The sequence below is a fragment of the Clavibacter sp. CT19 genome (assembly GCF_027858075.1).
GTDB classification, from domain to species: Bacteria; Actinomycetota; Actinomycetes; order Actinomycetales; family Microbacteriaceae; genus Clavibacter; species Clavibacter tessellarius_A.
The window spans coordinates 250,448-266,080 of record NZ_JAQHYR010000003.1; the positions used below are offsets into that span (position 1 = coordinate 250,448).

The window sequence follows — 15,633 nt, forward strand, 5'->3', positions numbered from 1 at the left end:
GCCCCGCGGTACCGCACCGGGGTCAGGCCGCCCGGTCGTCCTCGCCGCCCGCGCCGTCGCCCCGCCCGCATCCCGCGTCGGCCTCGGCCGCCGCGCCGTTCAGGCGGCCGACCACGTCGTCGAGCGCGTCGCGCAGCGCCTCGAGCTCCGCGATGGAGAGCCCCGTGCGCGCCGCCGCCTGGGCGGGCACGTGCACGGCGCGCCCGCGCAGCTCGCGTCCGGCGTCGGTCAGCGAGACCACGACCACGCGCTCGTCGACCGTGCTGCGCGCGCGGCCGACGAACCCCGCGCCCTGCAGGCGCTTGAGCAGCGGGGTCAGCGTCGCCGGCTCCAGCTGGAGCGCGGCCCCGAGGTCGGAGATCGAGCGGTCGTTGCGCTCCCAGAGCGCGAGCATCACGAGGTACTGCGGATGCGTCAGCCCGAGCGGCTCGAGGATGGGCCGGTACACGGCCACCACGGACCGCGCGGCGACCACCGCCTGGAAGCACACCTGGCTCTCGAGCGCCAGCGGATCCGTCGTCGTCATCGCGTTCTCCTCGACCGCCATCCCGTGGACTGCTACGTACACTGGGTAGATGTTACGCAAGCGGGGAAATGCCGATGGCCCGGAGGGCGGGAGCCGCGCCGGCGGCTTCGGCCGCGCCGTCGAGCGCTTCAACCAGCGCCTGCGTCCCTACCTCGGCGCGCCGCCCCTCGGCCCGTACGACGACGAGCCCGTGCAGGAGCCGATGAGCCGCCTCTGCCCGATGTGCGGCGAGCCGATGCCCGATCACGTCATCGACCGGTCCGGCCCCCGCACGCAGGTCCGCTGCCCGGTCTGAGCCGGAGCGCCGACGCACGCGCGGCGGAGCGGATCCGCGGCGAGCGGGCTCAGCCGGCGACGACGAGCTCGACGTTGATGTCGTCCGGGTCCTGCACGGACAGGATCGACATGCCCGTCGGGAAGTCGACGACCTCGCCGTGGGAGATGCCGCGCTCCGCGAAGAGCGCGGCCGCGCGCACGAGGTCGTCGCGCGAGCCGACCTGCAGGCTCACGTGGTCGAGGCCGCGTGCCTCGGGGTCGAACGCGGCGTCGTCGCCCGCGATCGGGCGGAGGCCGAACAGCTGCGAGCCGACGCCGTAGATGACGCCGCCGAAGTACTGCGCCGGATCCTCGCGCACGGCGGGGTCGCTCGGGTCGCCCTCGCTCTCGATGGCGGGGGTGAGCCCCAGGACGCCCTCGTAGAAGGCGCGCGACCGGGCGAGGTCGGTGACGGAGAGGCGCACGTGGTGCACCCCGGTGATGGCGTCGAGGGGAGCGGTGGTCGCGGTGTCGTCGGTCATGCTCCGACGCTAGGACGGTCGTCCGCGCCCGTCGCCCGCGCGTTCGGTTTCCGACCAGCGCGGATCAGTCGTGCAGGTCGATGCCCCAGGTGCCGGTCCACTCGGATCCGGGTTCCAGGGTGATGAGGCCGTCGCCCGAGTTGAACGCGTCGGCGGGCGCCGTCATCGGCTCGACCGCGACCGCCCACACGTGGCCGTCCGCGACCGGGTACCACGGCGTCACGAAGACCTGCCAGTAGGTGAACTCGCCGTCGGCCCAGATCTCGGTGCGGCGGCCGTCGGGCGCCTGGACGCCGTGCCGGGTGACGCCGTCGACCACGCGGGCGTCGGCCCACGCGTCGTCGAGCTGGGCGTCGCGCACGCGCACGCCCTGGCGCAGGTCGAACCGGGTGCCCGCGACCGGGGTCTGGACGCCCGTGGGGTTGAGGCGCACCGGGTCCACCTCGATGTGGGTGGGCGCGTCGATGACGACCTCGAGGTCCTCGGTGGGCACGTCGCCGACGCGGAGGAAGGGGTGCGTGCCGACGGCGACGGGCGCGTCCTGGACGCCGACGTTGCGGATCCCGTGGGTCACCCGGACGCCGGACCCCGTGAGCTCGTAGCGCACGCTCGTCTCGAGGGCGAAGGGGTAGCCGTGCTGCGGGTGGACGTCGGCGGCCAGCGTGATCGACACGTCGTCGCGCTCCACGAGGCGGTACGGGGAGTGCTGGAGCAGGCCGTGGATCGCGTTCTCGCGGTCGACCTCGGTGATGTCGAGCTGGTGCACCACGTCGCCCTGCTGCCAGACGCCGTCGCGGATCCGGTTGGGCCAGGGCGCGAGCACGATGCCGCTGCAGAAGGGCGGGCGCGCCTCGTCGGGGTAGGACTGGACGAGGTCCGCGCCGTCGACCTGGAGCACGCGGAGGGCGGCGCCGACCTCCGCGATCACCATGCGCTGAGTGCGGCCGTCCACCTCCGCGACGAGCTCGTGCTGCTGGCCGGTGGGGAGGCGGGGGGAGTACGACACGTCTTCGGGCACCCGCCGAGCCTATCCGCACGAGGCGCTGTGGCGCCTCCCAGGGGCACCAGCGCGCGGATCCCTAGGATCGTGCGCATGGCCCGTCATGAGAACGAGAAGGTACGCGCGATCCGCGAGAAGGCACGCATCGAGCGGGCCCTCGACGACCGGCGCCGCAAGCGCCGTCGCCTCATCACCCAGTTCTCCGTGGCGGGCGGGCTCGTCGTCGTCATCGCGGCCATCGCCGGCGGCGTCTACCTCCTCGGCCAGTCGCAGGCGGCGAGCGCCGCGGGCCCGAAGCAGGACACGACGGCGCAGCTGTCCACGGGCGACACCGTGCGCGTCGCGACCGAGCCGCACGGCGTGAGCGTGGGCGCGGCCGACGCCCCCGTCACCCTGGACGTGTTCGAGGACTACTCGTGCCCCCACTGCGCGCAGTACGAGGCCGAGTCCGGCCCCCTGCTCGACAGGATCGCGGCCACGGGCCAGGTGCGCATCGTGTACCACCCCATCCAGATCGTCACGAAGTACGGCCAGGTCGCCGGCAGCGCCGCCGCGTGCGTGCTCGCCGAGGAGCCCGACAAGTGGCCCGCCGTGCACTCGGCCCTGTTCGACAACCACTCCACGGTCACCGACTCGTGGACCCACGCCGACTTCGTCACCTGGCTGACGACCCAGGGCGTCTCCTCCGGCGACGCGCGCACCTGCGTGGCCGAGGGCAAGTACTCGTCGTGGATCACCGATAACACCTCGGACGCGACCGCCGCCGGCGTCACCGGCACGCCGACGCTCCGCATCCAGGGCGACATCGTGAAGACGGTCGCCGGCCAGGACCTGGTCGACGCCCTCACGACGGCCGGCGCGAAGCTCCCCGACGGCATCGCCGCCGACAGCTGAACCGCGCGCGGCACCGGTCGGTCCCGATGCCGGTGGGGATCGGCGCCTCCCGCGGTCAGTGCCCGCGGTGGTCCTGCACGGTCATGCGCGGGCCGAACCGCGGCTTCCGGAAGCCGCTCGCCTCGATGAGGCGCATCACCCGCTGACGGTGCCCGCGCCACGGCTCCAGCAGCTCGAGCATGCCGTCGTCGTCGACCGGATGGCCCACGAGCGCCCACCCCACGGTGTCGTGCACGTGGTAGTCGCCGACGCTCACCGAGTCCGGATCCCCGTGGGCGCGCTGCGTGGTCTCCGCCGCCGTCCAGATCCCGACGCCCGGGATCGACCGCAGCCGCCGCGAGATCTCATCGCTCCCCCGCCCGAGCGCGAGCGTGCGCTCGAGCCCCGCGGCCGAGGTGGCGACGGCGATGAGGGTGCGCGACCGCTTCGGATCCACGCCCGCGCGGTGCCACTCCCACGACGGGATGAGCCGCCAGCGCTCGGGCGACGGCAGCACGCGCATGCCGACAGGGGCCGGGCCGGGCGCGGGATCGCCGTGCGCCAGGATCAGCTGCCGCCACGCCCGCCGGGCCTCGAGACCGGTCACCTTCTGCTCGAGCACCGCCGCGGCCATCGCCTCGAGCACGTGGTTCGTGCGCATCAGCCGGAGCGCGGGCAGGCGGCGGCGGGCGTCGCGGAGGAGCGGATGCGCGGACACGTCGAGGTCGGACCAGTCGTCGCCCTCCCCCAGCAGCTCGGGCACGCCGTCGATCGCCCACTCGGCGCCCGGCCCCCAGGCGCGGGCGTCGACGCCGCCGTCGGGCCGGGCATCGAGACGCAGCGACGCGTCGCCGAGCGGCGTGCGGGCCGTGCGCCAGACGCCCGCGCGACGGGAGCCGGGCGGGGCCGGATCCCAGCGGCAGGTCGGATCCGCGGCGCCGCGGAAGAGGGGGCGGAGCACGAGCCGGAGGTCGACCTCGCGGTCGGGCACGTAGGCCGTACGCGCGTCGGGGGCGGTCGCCTCGCCGCCGCCGTCGTCCATCCCCTCAGGGTACGCACGGCCCCCGACCCTCCTCGGCCGCGGCCGCGTCCGCGTCCGCCGAGCGGATCCGGGCCGTCGTCGCGCCCGTCCGCGCGCCGCTACCCGTCGACCGCCGCCGGGACGCCCGGCGCCGTGCCCGCGACCACGAGGTCGGCCCGGCCGCGCGTCCCCTCGATGAGCACGGCGTTCGCGCCGTCGACCTCCCGGGCCCAGGCCTCCGCGGCATCCGGCGCCCGACCGCCCGTCGTGTGCCGGTCGACCAGGCGCGCGAACCGCTCCTCGCCCGGCGTCGCGCAGAACCACGCCTCGTCGAGCTCGGCGGCCAGCAGCGCCCACGGATCCTCGTCCACGAGCAGGTAGTTGCCCTCGATCACGACGAGCCGCGTGCCCGCCTCCACCGCGACCGCCCCCGCGACGCCCTCGTCGACGGTCCGGTCGAACGACGGCGCGTACACCGCGTGATCGGTCTCGGACCGGATCCGTCGCACGAGCGCGAGCACGCCCCAGCCGTCGAACGTGTCGATCGCGCCCTTGCGGTCGTGCCGGCCCAGCCGGTCGAGCGTCGCGTTCGCCAGGTGGAAGCCGTCCATGGGCACGTACGCGGCGGTGCCCGCACCCGCCAGGGCGTCGACGCGCGCCGTGAGCGCCCGCGCGAGCGTCGTCTTGCCGGCGCCGGGGCTGCCCGCGATGCCGAGGACCGCCCGGCGGCCGTCGTGCACGAGGCCGAGCGCACGGCGTGCGAGCACGTCGAGGTCGTCGACCGGGCGGGGCGAGGGGTGCGGGCGTCCGCCCGGGTCCGTGTGCATCCGCCCAGTCTCGCGGGGCCGTGCCCCATGATGGACGTGTGCGCATCGGAATCCTCACCTCAGGCGGAGACTGCCCCGGACTCAACGCGGTGATCCGCGGGGCGGTGCTCAAGGGAACGACCATCCACAAGCAGGAGTTCGTGGGCTTCCGCGACGGCTGGCGGGGCGTCGTCGACGGCGACGTCATGCCGCTCGCGCGCCGCGACATCCAGGGCATCGGCAAGCAGGGCGGCACGATCCTCGGCACGAGCCGCACGAACCCGTTCGAGGGCGACGGCGGCGTGGAGCGGATCCAGGAGAACCTCGACCGGCTCGGCATCGACGCGATCCTCGCCATCGGCGGCGAGGGCACGCTCGCGGCCGCGAAGCGCCTCACCGATGCGGGGCTCAAGATCGTCGGCGTGCCCAAGACCGTCGACAACGACCTCGACGCCACCGACTACACGTTCGGCTTCGACACCGCGGTGCAGATCGCGACCGACGCCATGGACCGCCTCCGCACCACGGGCGACTCGCACAGCCGCTGCATGGTGGCCGAGGTCATGGGCCGCCATGTCGGCTGGATCGCGCTGCACTCCGGCATGGCCGCGGGCGCGCACGCGATCCTCATCCCCGAGCAGAAGACGTCGATGGACCAGATCATCGGCTGGGTGCGCGCCGCCTACGACCGGGGTCGCGCGCCGCTCGTCGTGGTCGCGGAGGGCTTCATCCCCGAGCACGCCTCCGACGCCCACGGCGAGCGCGGGCTCGACGCCTTCGGTCGCCCGCGGCTCGGCGGCATCGGCGAGCAGATCGCGCCGATCATCGAGGAGCGCACCGGCATCGAGACGCGCGCCACGACCCTCGGCCACATCCAGCGCGGCGGCACCCCGTCGTCGTACGACCGCGTGCTCGCGACGCGCCTCGGCCTCGCCGCGGTCGACAGCGTGCGGGACGGCCACTGGGGCCGCATGGTCGCGCTCCGCGGCACCGACATCGTCCACGTCGGCTTCGAGGAGGCGCTCGGGCGCCTGAAGACCGTGCCGCAGCACCGCTACGACGAGGCCGCGATCCTCTTCGGCTGATCCGGCCGGGTCACGCCGCCGCGCGCGACGCCTCGCCGGCCCCGACCGCCGGGCGTAGCGTGACGGCATGACGTATCGCGCGCTCGTGGCCGAGAAGACCGTCGCCGACGACGGCACGACGGGCATCGGGGTCGCGCTGCGCGACCTGCCCGACGAGCGGGCGACCGGCGGCGCCGACGGCCCGGGCGACGGCGAGGTCGTGCTCGACGTCCTGTTCTCGAGCGTGAACTACAAGGACGGCATGCTGCTCGGCGGCCGCCCGGGCATCGCGCGCACGAGCCCGCTCGTGGCGGGGATCGATGCGGTCGGCACGGTCGCCGCGAGCGGGTCCGCCTCCATCTCCCCCGGCGACCTGGTGGTGCTGAATGGCGCCGGCCTCGGCGAGAGCCGCGACGGCGGGCTCGCCGAGCGCGTGCGCGTGCCGGCCGACGCCCTCGTCCGCGTGCCCGACGGCATCTCCGCGGCGCGCGCCGCCGCGATCGGCACCGCCGGCTTCACCGCGATGCTCTCGGTGCTCGCGCTCGAGCGCGGCGGCGTGGAGCCCGGATCCGGCGACGTGCTCGTCACGGGCGCCGGCGGAGGCGTCGGATCCATCGCGGTCGCCCTCCTCGCGCGCCTCGGCCACCGCGTGGTCGCGTCCACCGGCCGCGTCGACGAGCTCGGCGACCGGCTGCGCGCGCTCGGCGCCGCCGAGGTCATCGACCGGAGCGCGCTCGGCGAGCCCGGCAAGCCGCTGCAGGGCATGCGCTGGGCGGGCGCGGTCGACAGCGTGGGCAGCGCGACCCTCGTCAACGTCCTCGCGCAGACCCGGTGGGGCGGCGTCGTCACGGCGGCCGGCCTCGCCCAGGGGCCGGACCTGTCGGGCACCGTGCTCCCGTTCATCCTCCGGGCCGTGACGCTCGCCGGCATCAACTCCGTCGAGGCGCCGGCCGCGCTCCGCCGCGAGGCCTGGGCCAGGCTCGCGACCGACCTCGACCTCGCGCTCCTCGACTCCGTCACCACGACCGTGCCCCTGGGCGACGCCATCGCGGCCGGCGAGCGGATCCTCGCGGGCGCCTCGAGCGGCCGCGTCGTCGTCGACGTGCGCGCCTAGCACCCGCCGACGCCGGGCCCCGTGCCCGTCCCCCGCGCGCTAGCCTGGGCGCGACGCGGCACGCTGCCGCCGGAGTGAGGGATCATGACCGCAGTAGCCGCCACCGGGACCATCTTCGTCGGACTGGCGGCCCTGCTGCACGTGTTCTTCTTCCTCCTGGAGAGCGTCTGGTTCGAGAAGCCGTTCGCCTGGAAGCGCTTCGGCGTGGCCGACCAGGAGAAGGCGCTCATCATCAAGCCGTGGGCGTACAACCAGGGCTTCTACAACCTGTTCCTCGCGCTCGGCGCCGGCCTCGGGCTCATCCTCTACTTCGTCGGCAACGTGCCCGCCGGCCTCACGCTCGTGCTCTTCACGACCGCGTGCATGGTGCTGGCGTCGATCATCATCGCGAGCACCGGCAAGAAGTACCTGATCCCCGCGCTCGTCCAGGGCGTCCCGCCGCTGCTCGGCCTCGTCTTCTTCGCCGCGGCCTCCTGAGCTCCGGCCCGGGGTCGGCCGGACAGCACGCGTGGGCCCTTCCGCCCGGCCAGCAGATGAGGTTAGGCTCACCTACATCATGACCGTCGTCCCGCTCACCGAGGCCCTCCGCGACCGCGCGCGACCGCGCGCCGAGGCGACCGACGCGGACGAGTTCATGACGGCGCTGGTCACCGGCCGCGGCTGCCGGGACGACTACGTCGCCCTCGTCGCGCAGCACTACTTCATCTACCGGGCCATCGAGGCGGCGACCGAGCGCATGGCGGCGGATCCCGTGGCCGCGCGCTTCATCGACCCGCACCTCACCCGCCTCCCCGCCATCGAGGCCGACCTCGACTTCCTCGTCGGGCCCGACTGGCGCGACGTCGTCCGCCCGCTCGCGAGCACGGCCGCGTACGTCGAGCGGATCGAGCGGGTCGCCTCCGTCTGGGTCGGCGGCTTCGTCGCGCACCACTACACGCGCTACCTCGGCGACCTCTCCGGCGGGCGCCTCCTCCGCACCCTCCTCCAGCGGCAGTTCGGCTTCGACACCAACGGCGTCGGCCTCTACCTGTTCGCCGAGATCGCGGAGCCACGCCGCTTCTGCAGCACCTACCGCGAGGCGCTCGACCAGGTGCCGTGGGACGACGACGAGCGCGCCCGCGTCGTCGCCGAGGTCGAGCACGCGTACCGGCTCACGACCGACGTGTTCGCGGAGCTGGCGCGCGGGCGCACCACGGCGCCGTTGCGCCGGGCCTGACCCGCGCGCTCGGTCCCCCGCTCGCGCGGCGCCCGCCCGTCGCGTCGGGTGCGTGGACGCCCGTCGCCCGCCGTCCCCCGCGCGTCCACCCCGCCGCCCGGTCGCGTGTCCGAGGGCGGGCATAGGCTCCGGGCATGGACGGCTACGACCTCGACTTCCTGCCCATCCCGCTCCCGCTGCCCGATCCCCCGGCCGACGCCCGGCCGGTGCGCCTCGACTACCTGCACTTCTCCGTGCTCATGGACACCGACCGGCGGCTCGCCGCGCTCACGGCCGTGAACATCGACGGCGCGCGCCTCGTCGACGTGGAGCGCACCGACGACTGGCACCTGGATCCGCGTCTCCCGGAAGAGCAGCAGTGCGGCCCGGAGCTCTACGCGCGCAACGACATCGACCGCGGTCACCTGGTGCGGCGGCGGGATCCGGTGTGGGGCGGCATCGCGGACGCGGCCCGCGCGAGCGCCGACACCTTCGCGTACACGAACGCGGCCCCGCAGGCCGCGGAGTTCAACCAGTCGAAGGAGCTGTGGCTCGGCCTCGAGGACTTCGTGCTCGAGAACGCCGACCTCGGCGACCGGCGCATGACGGTCCTCACCGGCCCCGTGTTCTCGGCGGACGACCCCGTGTACCGGGGCGTGCGGATCCCGCTGATGTTCTGGAAGATCGCCGCCTGGGTCTCGGGCGGCCGGCTGGCCGCGACGGCGTACCTCCTCGACCAGGCGCCGCAGCTGGGCGACCTCGACCGGAAGCCGGCCACCGCGGGAGCGCCCGAGCTCGGGCCGTATCGCACGTATCAGGTGGCCGTGGGGGAGATCGGCGCGCTCACCGGCTTCGACGTGGCGCAGCTCGCCGCCGCCGACCGCCTCGGGGTGCCCGCGACCGCGCGCGTCGGCACGCCGGAGGACGGCCGCGACTCCTGGGTCGAGCTGGAGCGGTACGCGGCGATCACGCTCTGACGCGCCTCGCGCACGACGGATCAGGCTGGCGGGCGGGCGTCCGCGGCCGCGCGGGCGGCGGCGGGGAGCGCCCGGATCACGCGGTCGAGCGAGGCCTCGTCCATGGCGGCCGAGACGAACCACGCCTCGAACACCGACGGCGGCAGGCTCACGCCCTGGTCGAGCATCGCGTGGAAGAAGGCCGGGTAGCGCCAGGTCTCCTGCGCCTGCACGGTGGCGTAGTCGACGATCCCGCGCTCGGGCGGCGTGCCGAAGGTGAAGCTGAAGAGGCTGCCCGCGCGCTGCACCGAGTACGCGAGGCCGGCGCGGTCGAAGGCGAGCTCGACCGCGTAGATGAGGATGTCCGCCGCGATGTCGAGCGCGCGGTACACGTCGGCGTCCGCGAGGCGCAGCGTCGTGAGGCCCGCGGCGACGGCGACCGGGTTCCCGGAGAGGGTGCCCGCCTGGTACACGGGGCCGAGGGGCGCGAGGTGGTCCATCACGTCGGCCCGGCCGCCGAGCGCGGCGACGGGGAGGCCGCCGCCGATGACCTTGCCGTACGTGACGAGGTCGGGGGTCCAGGCGTCCGGGTGGTCGGCTGCGAGGCCGGAGTTGTCGAGGCCCCAGTAGCCGGCGGGGTGCACCCGGAAGCCCGTGAGCACCTCGTCGGAGATGAGCAGGGATCCGTTGTCGTGGGCGATGCGCGCGAGCTCGGCGGTGAAGCCGGGCAGCGGCGGGACGACGCCCATGTTGGCGGCGGCGGCCTCCGTGATGACGGCGGCGATGCGCGGGCCGTGCTCGGCGAACACGGCGCGCACGGCGTCGAGGTCGTTGTACGGCACGACGACGGTCTGCGCGGCGATCGCCTCGGGGATGCCCGCCGAGCCGGGCAGCGCGAGCGTCGCGACGCCGGAGCCCGCCTCGGCGAGGAGGCTGTCGGAGTGGCCGTGGTAGTGGCCGGCGAACTTCACGAGCAGGTCGCGGCCGGTGAACCCGCGGGCGAGGCGGATCGCGGTCATGGTGGCCTCGGTGCCCGTGGACACGAGGCGGAGCTTCTCGATCGGGCGGCGGTCGGCGGAACCGTCGACGCCCGCGACGCGCACGCGCTCGGTGACGAGCTCCGCGAGCTCCGTCTCCGCGGGCGTGGTGGCGCCGAAGCCGAGGCCGAGCGCGGCCGCGTCCTGCACGGCCTCCACGACCTCGGGCCGGGCGTGGCCGAGGATCGCGGGGCCCCACGAGTTGACGAGGTCGACGTACTCCACGCCGTCCGCGTCGGTCACGTAGGGGCCGGCGGCCTTCACCATCATGCGGGGGGTGCCGCCGACGGAGCCGAAGGCCCGGACGGGCGAGTTCACGCCGCCGGGGATGACGTCGCGTGCGCGGTCGAAGAGGTCCTGGGAGTGGGTCACGGTGAAGTCCTTCGGTGCCGGGCGCGGATCCGCTCGGGTCGGGGCCGGATTCGCGTCCGGCGAGGAGGAGGGTGGGACGGCTCAGCGCCGGGCGAGGCGCTCGGCGAGCTCGACGGCCCAGTAGGTGAGGATCGCGTCGGCGCCGGCGCGCTTGATGCCGAGGACGCTCTCGTCGATGGCGCGCTCGCGGTCGATCCAGCCGTTCTGCGCGGCGGCCTCGATCATCGCGTACTCGCCCGAGATCTGGTACGCCCAGACCGGCACGCTGCTCGTGGCGGCGACGTCGGCGAGGATGTCGAGGTAGCTCATGGCGGGCTTCACCATGACGACGTCGGCGCCCTCCTCGATGTCGAGCTCCACCTCGCGGAGGGCCTCGCGCCGGTTGCCGTTGTCCATCTGGTACGTGCGGCGGTCGCCCACGAGCTGGGAGTCCACGGCCTCGCGGAACGGGCCGTAGAAGGCGCTCGCGTACTTGGCGGCGTAGGCGAGGATCGCGACGTCGTGGTGCCCGGCGTCGTCGAGGGCCTCGCGGACGGCGCCGACCTGGCCGTCCATCATGCCGCTGAGGCCGAGGAGGTGCGATCCCGCCTCCGCCTGGGCGAGGCCCATCGCGCGGTAGCGGTCGAGGGTGCGGTCGTTGTCGACCACGCCGTGGGCGTCGAGGACGCCGCAGTGGCCGTGGTCGGTGAACTCGTCGAGGCACAGGTCGGTCTGCACGACGAGGGCGGCGCCGACCTCCTCGACGGCCACTCGCGTGGCGACGTTGAGGATGCCCTCGGGGTCGCTCGCGCCGGAGCCCTCGGCGTCGCGCACGGCCGGGATGCCGAACAGCATGACACCGCCGATGCCCGCCTCGGCCGCCTCGACGAGCGCGCGCCGCAGGCTGTCGAGGGAGTGCTGGGAGACGCCGGGCATCGACGTGATGGGCGAGGCCTCCGTCAGGCCCTCGCGCACGAACATCGGCAGCACGAGGTCGGCCGCGTGCAGGCGCGTCTCCGCCGTGAGCCGGCGCATGGCCGGCGAGGTGCGGAGGCGGCGCGGGCGGTAGTAGGGGGAGGTCATTCCGTGGTGTTCCGATCGAGGAGGTCGGCGAGGCCGCTGAGCCCCGCGGTGTCGGTGCGCGGCTCCTGATGGCGGGCGAGGTCGACGAGGGACTGGATGAGGGACGCGGCCGAGCGCTCCGGAGCGACCACGTCGACGCGGACGCCCGAGCGGCGGGCGTCCTTCGCCGTGCGCGGGCCGATGCACGCGATGACCACGCCGTCCGGCACGTCGCCGAGCTGCTCGTGCACCTGCTCCGCGACGCTGCCCGACGTGACGAGGATGGCCCGGACGCGGCCCGACGACACGTCCTCGCGGATCCGGTCGCTCACCGGCACGCCGACGGTGCGGTACGCGACGACCGAGCGCACGTCGTGGCCGCGCGCGATGAGCCCGTCGGTGAGCGTGGGCTTGGCGATCTCGGAGCGGAGCGTGAGCACGCGGCGGCGCGGGGACCCGGCCGCCATCTCCGTCCACTCCTCGAGGAGCGCGGTGGCGGAGGACTCGATGGACGGCACGAAGTCGACCGTGTAGCCCGCCGCGACGAGGGCCGCCGCCGTGGTCTCGCCGACCGCCGCGATGCGCGTGCCCGCGGGCACGACGGCGCGGTGCGAGGCCAGCACGTCGACCGTGGTGGCGCTCGTGACGGTGAGCCAGTCGAAGGAGCCGGCCGCGAGGTCGGCGAGGGCGCGCTCGAGCCCCTGTGCGTCCTGCGTGGCGGCGAAGTTGATCATGGGCGCGACCACCGGGGTCGCCCCCTGCGCGCGCAGGTCGTACGCGACGCCGTCGCCCCACGGCCCGCCGCGGGGCACGAGCACGCGCCAGCCCTTCAGGGGCTTCTGGTCCGTCGAGGTCATCGGGTCCCTCCCAGCGGCGCGAGTCCGGCCGCTCCGGCGTCGAGCAGCTCGCGGGACACGGGTCCCGAGAGCGTCGAGGCGTACGCGGTCAGCTGATCGATGCCCATGCCAGCGGTGTCGAGCTCGTGGCTCGCGGTCATGCGCTGCGACCCGTCGGGCCGGTACACGACCGCGGTGAGCTCGAGGCGCGCGCTCGTGACGGTGGCCCGCGCGCCGATGGGCGCCGCGCAGCCGGCCTCGAGGGCGGCGAGCACGCCGCGCTCCGCGAGCACGGCCGCGTGCGTGAAGGGGTCGTCGACGGCCTCGACCGCGCGGCCGACGACGGAGTGCGTCTCGGCGTCCTCCGTGCGGATCTCGAGCGCGAGCGCCCCCTGACCCGGGGCGGTGGGCCAGCGGTCGAGCTCGAGGTGCTCGGTGACGGCGTCGAGCCGGCCGATGCGCTGGAGCCCGGCGGCCGCGAGGACCACGGCGTCGAGGTCGCCCGCGGTGACGCGGGAGAGCCGCGTGTCGATGTTGCCGCGGATGTCGACCACGTCGAGGTCCGACCGCTCGGCCAGCACCTGCGCGCGACGCCGCGGCGATCCCGTGCCGACGCGGGCGCCGCGCGGCAGGGTCGCGAGCGTGAGCCCGTCGCGCGCGCAGAGCACGTCGCGGGGATCCGCCCGCACGGGCACCGACGCGACCGTGAGCCCGTCGTAGGGCGCGGTCGGCAGGTCCTTCAGCGAGTGGACCACGAGGTCGCACTCGCCGCGCAGCAGCGACTCCCGCAGCGCGCTCGCGAACACGCCGGTGCCGCCGAGGCTCGCGAGCGACTCGCGCGACGTGTCGCCGTGGGTGGTCACCGGCACGAGCTCGACCTCGAGTCCCGACGCGTCGGTGATCTCCGCGGCGATCGCGCGCGTCTGAGCCAGGGCGAGCGCGCTCCCCCGGGTCCCGATGCGCAGCGTGCCGCGATCCTCCGACGTGAGGGGACCGTCCGTCACGGTGCCAGCCCGGAGACCGCCGGCTTGAAGCCCAGCCGGACGTTCTCGCAGCAGCCGGGACGGCAGACGTCGTACCAGGGGCCGAGGTCGGTCATGTGCGGGCGGTCCTCCGCCTTCACGCCGTCGCGGCGCTCGAGCACGAGGTCGATGAGGCCGTCGACGTACGCGGCGTGCACGCCCGGCGTGGGCACGCGCACCGAGTACAGGCCGTTCTCCTGGGCGGACTCGGTGGCCTCGTTGTCGAGGTCCCACTTGACCTCCATGTGGTCGCTCACGAAGCCGAGCGGCACGATCACGACGGCGCGGCGGCCCTGCGCGGGCAGCTCGCCGATGGCGTCGTTCACGTCGGGCTCGAGCCACGGCATGGAGGGCGGGCCGGAGCGCGACTGGTAGACGAGCTGCCAGGGCACGTCCTGGTCGATGCCGAGCTCCTTCCGGACCTCGTGCATCACGACCTCGGCGACGGCCAGGTGCTGCGCCGCGTAGGCGCCGTCCTGGTCGAAGCCGCGCTCGGCGGGGCCGGACTTCGAGGCGTCCGACGACGGGATGGAGTGCGTGGAGAAGAGGATCTCGACATCGGTCGACAGGTCGACGGGCGCGCCCTCCGCCTCGAAGTGCGCGATGACGTCGCGGATCCCGTCGCGCGTGCCCTCGATGAACGGCGTGACGAAGCCGGGGTGGTCGAAGAACTGGCGCACCTTGTCGATGCGGACGACGCCCTGCAGGCTCGTGTCCTCGAGCGCGTCCGCGAAGTCCTCGCGGTACTGGCGGCAGGAGGAGTACGAGCTGTAGGCGCTCGTGGCGACGGCGATGAGCTGGCGGTAGCCCTTCTCCTCGGCCTCGCGGAGCGCGTCGTTGAGGTAGGGGCCCCAGTTGCGGTTGCCCCACAGGACGGGCAGGTCGATGCCGCGCTCGGCGAGGCGCGCCTCGAGGGCGGCCTTCAGCTCGCGGTTCTGCTCGTTGATGGGGCTGATGCCGCCGAAGGCCCGGTAGTGGTGGGCGACCTCCTCGAGGCGCTCCTCCGGGATCCCGCGGCCGCTCGTGACGTTGCGGAGGAACGGGATCACGTCGTCCTGGCCCTCGGGACCGCCGAAGGAAGCGAGCAGGATCGCGTCGTACGCGACGGGCTCCTCGACGTGAGGCGGACCCATCTTCGCGGCCTCGCTCGCGGCGGAGACGAGCGCGCCCGGCGCCCGCGGGGCGTCGGTGGCGGGGGCGGGCTTGCGACCCAGGTTCACTGCGGCCATTACTGGAGGACCTCCACGAGCTCGGCGGTGGTGATGCGGCGGCCCGTGTAGAACGGGACCTCCTCGCGCACGTGACGGCGCGCGTCCGTGTTGCGCAGGTCGCGCATCATGTCGACCAGGTCGACGAGCTCGTTCGACTCGAGCGGGAGGATCCACTCGTAGTCGCCGAGGCCGAACGACGAGACCGTGTTGGCGACGACGCTGCGGAAGGCCGCGCCCTGGCGGCCGTGCTGGGCGAGCATGCGCCCGCGCTCCTCGGGCGGCAGCAGGTACCACTCGTAGGACCGGACGAAGGGGTAGACGCAGAGCCAGTCGCGCGGCTCCTCGCCCCGGAGGAAGCCGGGCACGTGGCTGCGGTTGAACTCGGCGTCGCGGTGGACGCCCGCGGCGCTCCACGACGGGATGAGCGCGCGGATGAGGCGCGCGCGGCGGATCTCGCGGAACGCCCACTGGAGCGTCTCCATCTGCGGGCCGTGGATCCAGACCATGAGGTCGGCGTCCGCGCGCATGCCGGAGACGTCGTAGAAGCCGCGGACGGTGACGCCCTCCGCCTCGACGATGTTCACGATGCCGTCGAGCTCGTCGACGGCGCCCGGGACCTCGCGGCCGTCGAGGTCGTCGGGGCGCTGGGGATCGCGACGGAGGACGGCCCACAGGGCGTAGCCGCTGGGGGACGCTTCCGCGGGGGGCTCGATCGGGGGGACCTGAGATGCCGCCGACTCGGCAGCCGGGATGCTCATGGTC

The 15,633-nt window shown here is 74.5% G+C and carries 18 protein-coding genes; 7 read left to right on the plus strand and 11 right to left on the minus strand.

What is annotated here, in order from left to right:
- Window positions 1-22: 22 nt before the first annotated feature.
- Entirely contained in the window at window positions 23-526 is a 504-nt protein-coding gene (locus PED38_RS05305; protein WP_063072397.1) for a MarR family winged helix-turn-helix transcriptional regulator, read from the minus strand.
- Between the two features lie 49 nt (window positions 527-575).
- On the opposite strand from PED38_RS05305, the gene PED38_RS05310 reads away from it, so the two are divergent.
- Entirely contained in the window at window positions 576-821 is a 246-nt protein-coding gene (locus PED38_RS05310) for a hypothetical protein (RefSeq protein WP_063072398.1), read from the plus strand.
- A 49-nt stretch (window positions 822-870) separates the two neighbouring features.
- On the opposite strand, the gene PED38_RS05315 is transcribed toward PED38_RS05310, so the two are convergent.
- Both PED38_RS05315 and PED38_RS05320 read right to left on the minus strand, forming a co-directional pair.
- Complete coding sequence (locus tag PED38_RS05315; RefSeq protein ID WP_270980204.1) at window positions 871-1,323, minus strand: VOC family protein; 453 nt, start codon at window positions 1,321-1,323, stop codon at window positions 871-873.
- 64 nt (window positions 1,324-1,387) lie between these two features.
- Window positions 1,388-2,341 carry an aldose 1-epimerase family protein gene (locus PED38_RS05320; RefSeq protein ID WP_063072400.1) on the minus strand — a complete coding sequence of 318 codons (954 nt, stop codon included), beginning with the start codon at window positions 2,339-2,341 and terminating at the stop codon, window positions 1,388-1,390.
- Between the two features lie 75 nt (window positions 2,342-2,416).
- On the opposite strand from PED38_RS05320, the gene PED38_RS05325 reads away from it, so the two are divergent.
- Entirely contained in the window at window positions 2,417-3,217 is an 801-nt protein-coding gene (locus PED38_RS05325; RefSeq protein ID WP_270980206.1) for a DsbA family protein, read from the plus strand.
- 55 nt (window positions 3,218-3,272) lie between these two features.
- On the opposite strand, the gene PED38_RS05330 is transcribed toward PED38_RS05325, so the two are convergent.
- The gene (locus PED38_RS05330; RefSeq protein ID WP_270980207.1) at window positions 3,273-4,238 is read right to left on the minus strand and encodes a DNA-3-methyladenine glycosylase family protein; all 966 of its coding nucleotides are present in this window, start codon (window positions 4,236-4,238) and stop codon (window positions 3,273-3,275) included.
- Window positions 4,239-4,336: 98 nt separating this feature from the next.
- Entirely contained in the window at window positions 4,337-5,044 is a 708-nt protein-coding gene (locus PED38_RS05335; RefSeq protein WP_270980209.1) for a nucleoside/nucleotide kinase family protein, read from the minus strand.
- Window positions 5,045-5,082: 38 nt separating this feature from the next.
- Here PED38_RS05335 and PED38_RS05340 point away from each other — a divergent pair, with 38 nt between their 5' ends.
- The 5 genes from PED38_RS05340 (at window position 5,083) to PED38_RS05360 (ending at window position 9,373) form a co-directional block, all read left to right on the plus strand.
- Window positions 5,083-6,108, plus strand: coding sequence for a 6-phosphofructokinase (locus PED38_RS05340; protein ID WP_063072404.1), 1,026 nt, complete (start codon window positions 5,083-5,085; stop codon window positions 6,106-6,108).
- Window positions 6,109-6,175: 67 nt separating this feature from the next.
- The gene (locus tag PED38_RS05345) at window positions 6,176-7,201 is read left to right on the plus strand and encodes an MDR family oxidoreductase (RefSeq protein WP_270980211.1); all 1,026 of its coding nucleotides are present in this window, start codon (window positions 6,176-6,178) and stop codon (window positions 7,199-7,201) included.
- Between the two features lie 84 nt (window positions 7,202-7,285).
- A complete protein-coding gene (locus PED38_RS05350) occupies window positions 7,286-7,678 on the plus strand; it encodes a DUF1304 domain-containing protein (protein WP_063072406.1) in 393 nt (130 codons plus the stop codon).
- 79 nt (window positions 7,679-7,757) lie between these two features.
- Window positions 7,758-8,417 carry a biliverdin-producing heme oxygenase gene (locus PED38_RS05355; protein WP_270980214.1) on the plus strand — a complete coding sequence of 220 codons (660 nt, stop codon included), beginning with the start codon at window positions 7,758-7,760 and terminating at the stop codon, window positions 8,415-8,417.
- Window positions 8,418-8,551: 134 nt separating this feature from the next.
- Window positions 8,552-9,373 (plus strand): DNA/RNA non-specific endonuclease, encoded by an 822-nt coding sequence (locus PED38_RS05360; RefSeq protein WP_063072408.1) that lies wholly within the window; start codon window positions 8,552-8,554, stop codon window positions 9,371-9,373.
- 20 nt (window positions 9,374-9,393) lie between these two features.
- Here PED38_RS05360 and hemL read toward each other — a convergent pair whose 3' ends face one another.
- The 6 genes from hemL to hemQ all read right to left on the minus strand — a co-directional run bounded on the left by hemL (window position 9,394) and on the right by hemQ (window position 15,629).
- Complete coding sequence (gene hemL, locus PED38_RS05365; RefSeq protein WP_270980215.1) at window positions 9,394-10,761, minus strand: glutamate-1-semialdehyde 2,1-aminomutase; 1,368 nt, start codon at window positions 10,759-10,761, stop codon at window positions 9,394-9,396.
- An 81-nt stretch (window positions 10,762-10,842) separates the two neighbouring features.
- Complete coding sequence (hemB, locus tag PED38_RS05370; RefSeq protein ID WP_270980218.1) at window positions 10,843-11,823, minus strand: porphobilinogen synthase; 981 nt, start codon at window positions 11,821-11,823, stop codon at window positions 10,843-10,845.
- Window positions 11,820-12,659 (minus strand): uroporphyrinogen-III synthase, encoded by an 840-nt coding sequence (locus PED38_RS05375; RefSeq protein WP_063072411.1) that lies wholly within the window; start codon window positions 12,657-12,659, stop codon window positions 11,820-11,822. The genes hemB and PED38_RS05375 overlap by 4 nt, the downstream gene beginning before the upstream one ends.
- Complete coding sequence (hemC, locus tag PED38_RS05380; RefSeq protein WP_063072412.1) at window positions 12,656-13,642, minus strand: hydroxymethylbilane synthase; 987 nt, start codon at window positions 13,640-13,642, stop codon at window positions 12,656-12,658. Before hemC ends, PED38_RS05375 begins: the two co-directional genes overlap by 4 nt.
- On the minus strand, window positions 13,639-14,889 hold the full coding sequence (locus PED38_RS05385; protein WP_270980220.1) for a ferrochelatase: 1,251 nt from the start codon (window positions 14,887-14,889) through the stop codon (window positions 13,639-13,641). Before PED38_RS05385 ends, hemC begins: the two co-directional genes overlap by 4 nt.
- Window positions 14,889-15,629 carry a hydrogen peroxide-dependent heme synthase gene (hemQ, locus tag PED38_RS05390; protein ID WP_063072449.1) on the minus strand — a complete coding sequence of 247 codons (741 nt, stop codon included), beginning with the start codon at window positions 15,627-15,629 and terminating at the stop codon, window positions 14,889-14,891. The genes PED38_RS05385 and hemQ overlap by 1 nt, the downstream gene beginning before the upstream one ends.
- Window positions 15,630-15,633 lie beyond the last annotated feature (4 nt).

What these genes read in the sequence shown, in the direction of transcription:
- PED38_RS05385 (WP_270980220.1), bottom strand. Translation starts at nt 14,889, where the DNA reads ATGGCCGCAGTGAACCTGGGTCGCAAGCCCGCCCCCGCCACCGACGCC.
- PED38_RS05345 (WP_270980211.1), top strand. Translation starts at nt 6,176, where the DNA reads ATGACGTATCGCGCGCTCGTGGCCGAGAAGACCGTCGCCGACGACGGC.
- PED38_RS05330 (WP_270980207.1), bottom strand. Translation starts at nt 4,238, where the DNA reads ATGGACGACGGCGGCGGCGAGGCGACCGCCCCCGACGCGCGTACGGCC.
- PED38_RS05360 (WP_063072408.1), top strand. Translation starts at nt 8,552, where the DNA reads ATGGACGGCTACGACCTCGACTTCCTGCCCATCCCGCTCCCGCTGCCC.
- hemQ (WP_063072449.1), bottom strand. Translation starts at nt 15,629, where the DNA reads ATGAGCATCCCGGCTGCCGAGTCGGCGGCATCTCAGGTCCCCCCGATC.
- PED38_RS05335 (WP_270980209.1), bottom strand. Translation starts at nt 5,044, where the DNA reads ATGCACACGGACCCGGGCGGACGCCCGCACCCCTCGCCCCGCCCGGTC.
- PED38_RS05375 (WP_063072411.1), bottom strand. Translation starts at nt 12,659, where the DNA reads ATGACCTCGACGGACCAGAAGCCCCTGAAGGGCTGGCGCGTGCTCGTG.
- hemB (WP_270980218.1), bottom strand. Translation starts at nt 11,823, where the DNA reads ATGACCTCCCCCTACTACCGCCCGCGCCGCCTCCGCACCTCGCCGGCC.
- PED38_RS05355 (WP_270980214.1), top strand. Translation starts at nt 7,758, where the DNA reads ATGACCGTCGTCCCGCTCACCGAGGCCCTCCGCGACCGCGCGCGACCG.
- PED38_RS05325 (WP_270980206.1), top strand. Translation starts at nt 2,417, where the DNA reads ATGGCCCGTCATGAGAACGAGAAGGTACGCGCGATCCGCGAGAAGGCA.
- PED38_RS05305 (WP_063072397.1), bottom strand. Translation starts at nt 526, where the DNA reads ATGACGACGACGGATCCGCTGGCGCTCGAGAGCCAGGTGTGCTTCCAG.
- PED38_RS05315 (WP_270980204.1), bottom strand. Translation starts at nt 1,323, where the DNA reads ATGACCGACGACACCGCGACCACCGCTCCCCTCGACGCCATCACCGGG.
- PED38_RS05310 (WP_063072398.1), top strand. Translation starts at nt 576, where the DNA reads ATGTTACGCAAGCGGGGAAATGCCGATGGCCCGGAGGGCGGGAGCCGC.
- PED38_RS05350 (WP_063072406.1), top strand. Translation starts at nt 7,286, where the DNA reads ATGACCGCAGTAGCCGCCACCGGGACCATCTTCGTCGGACTGGCGGCC.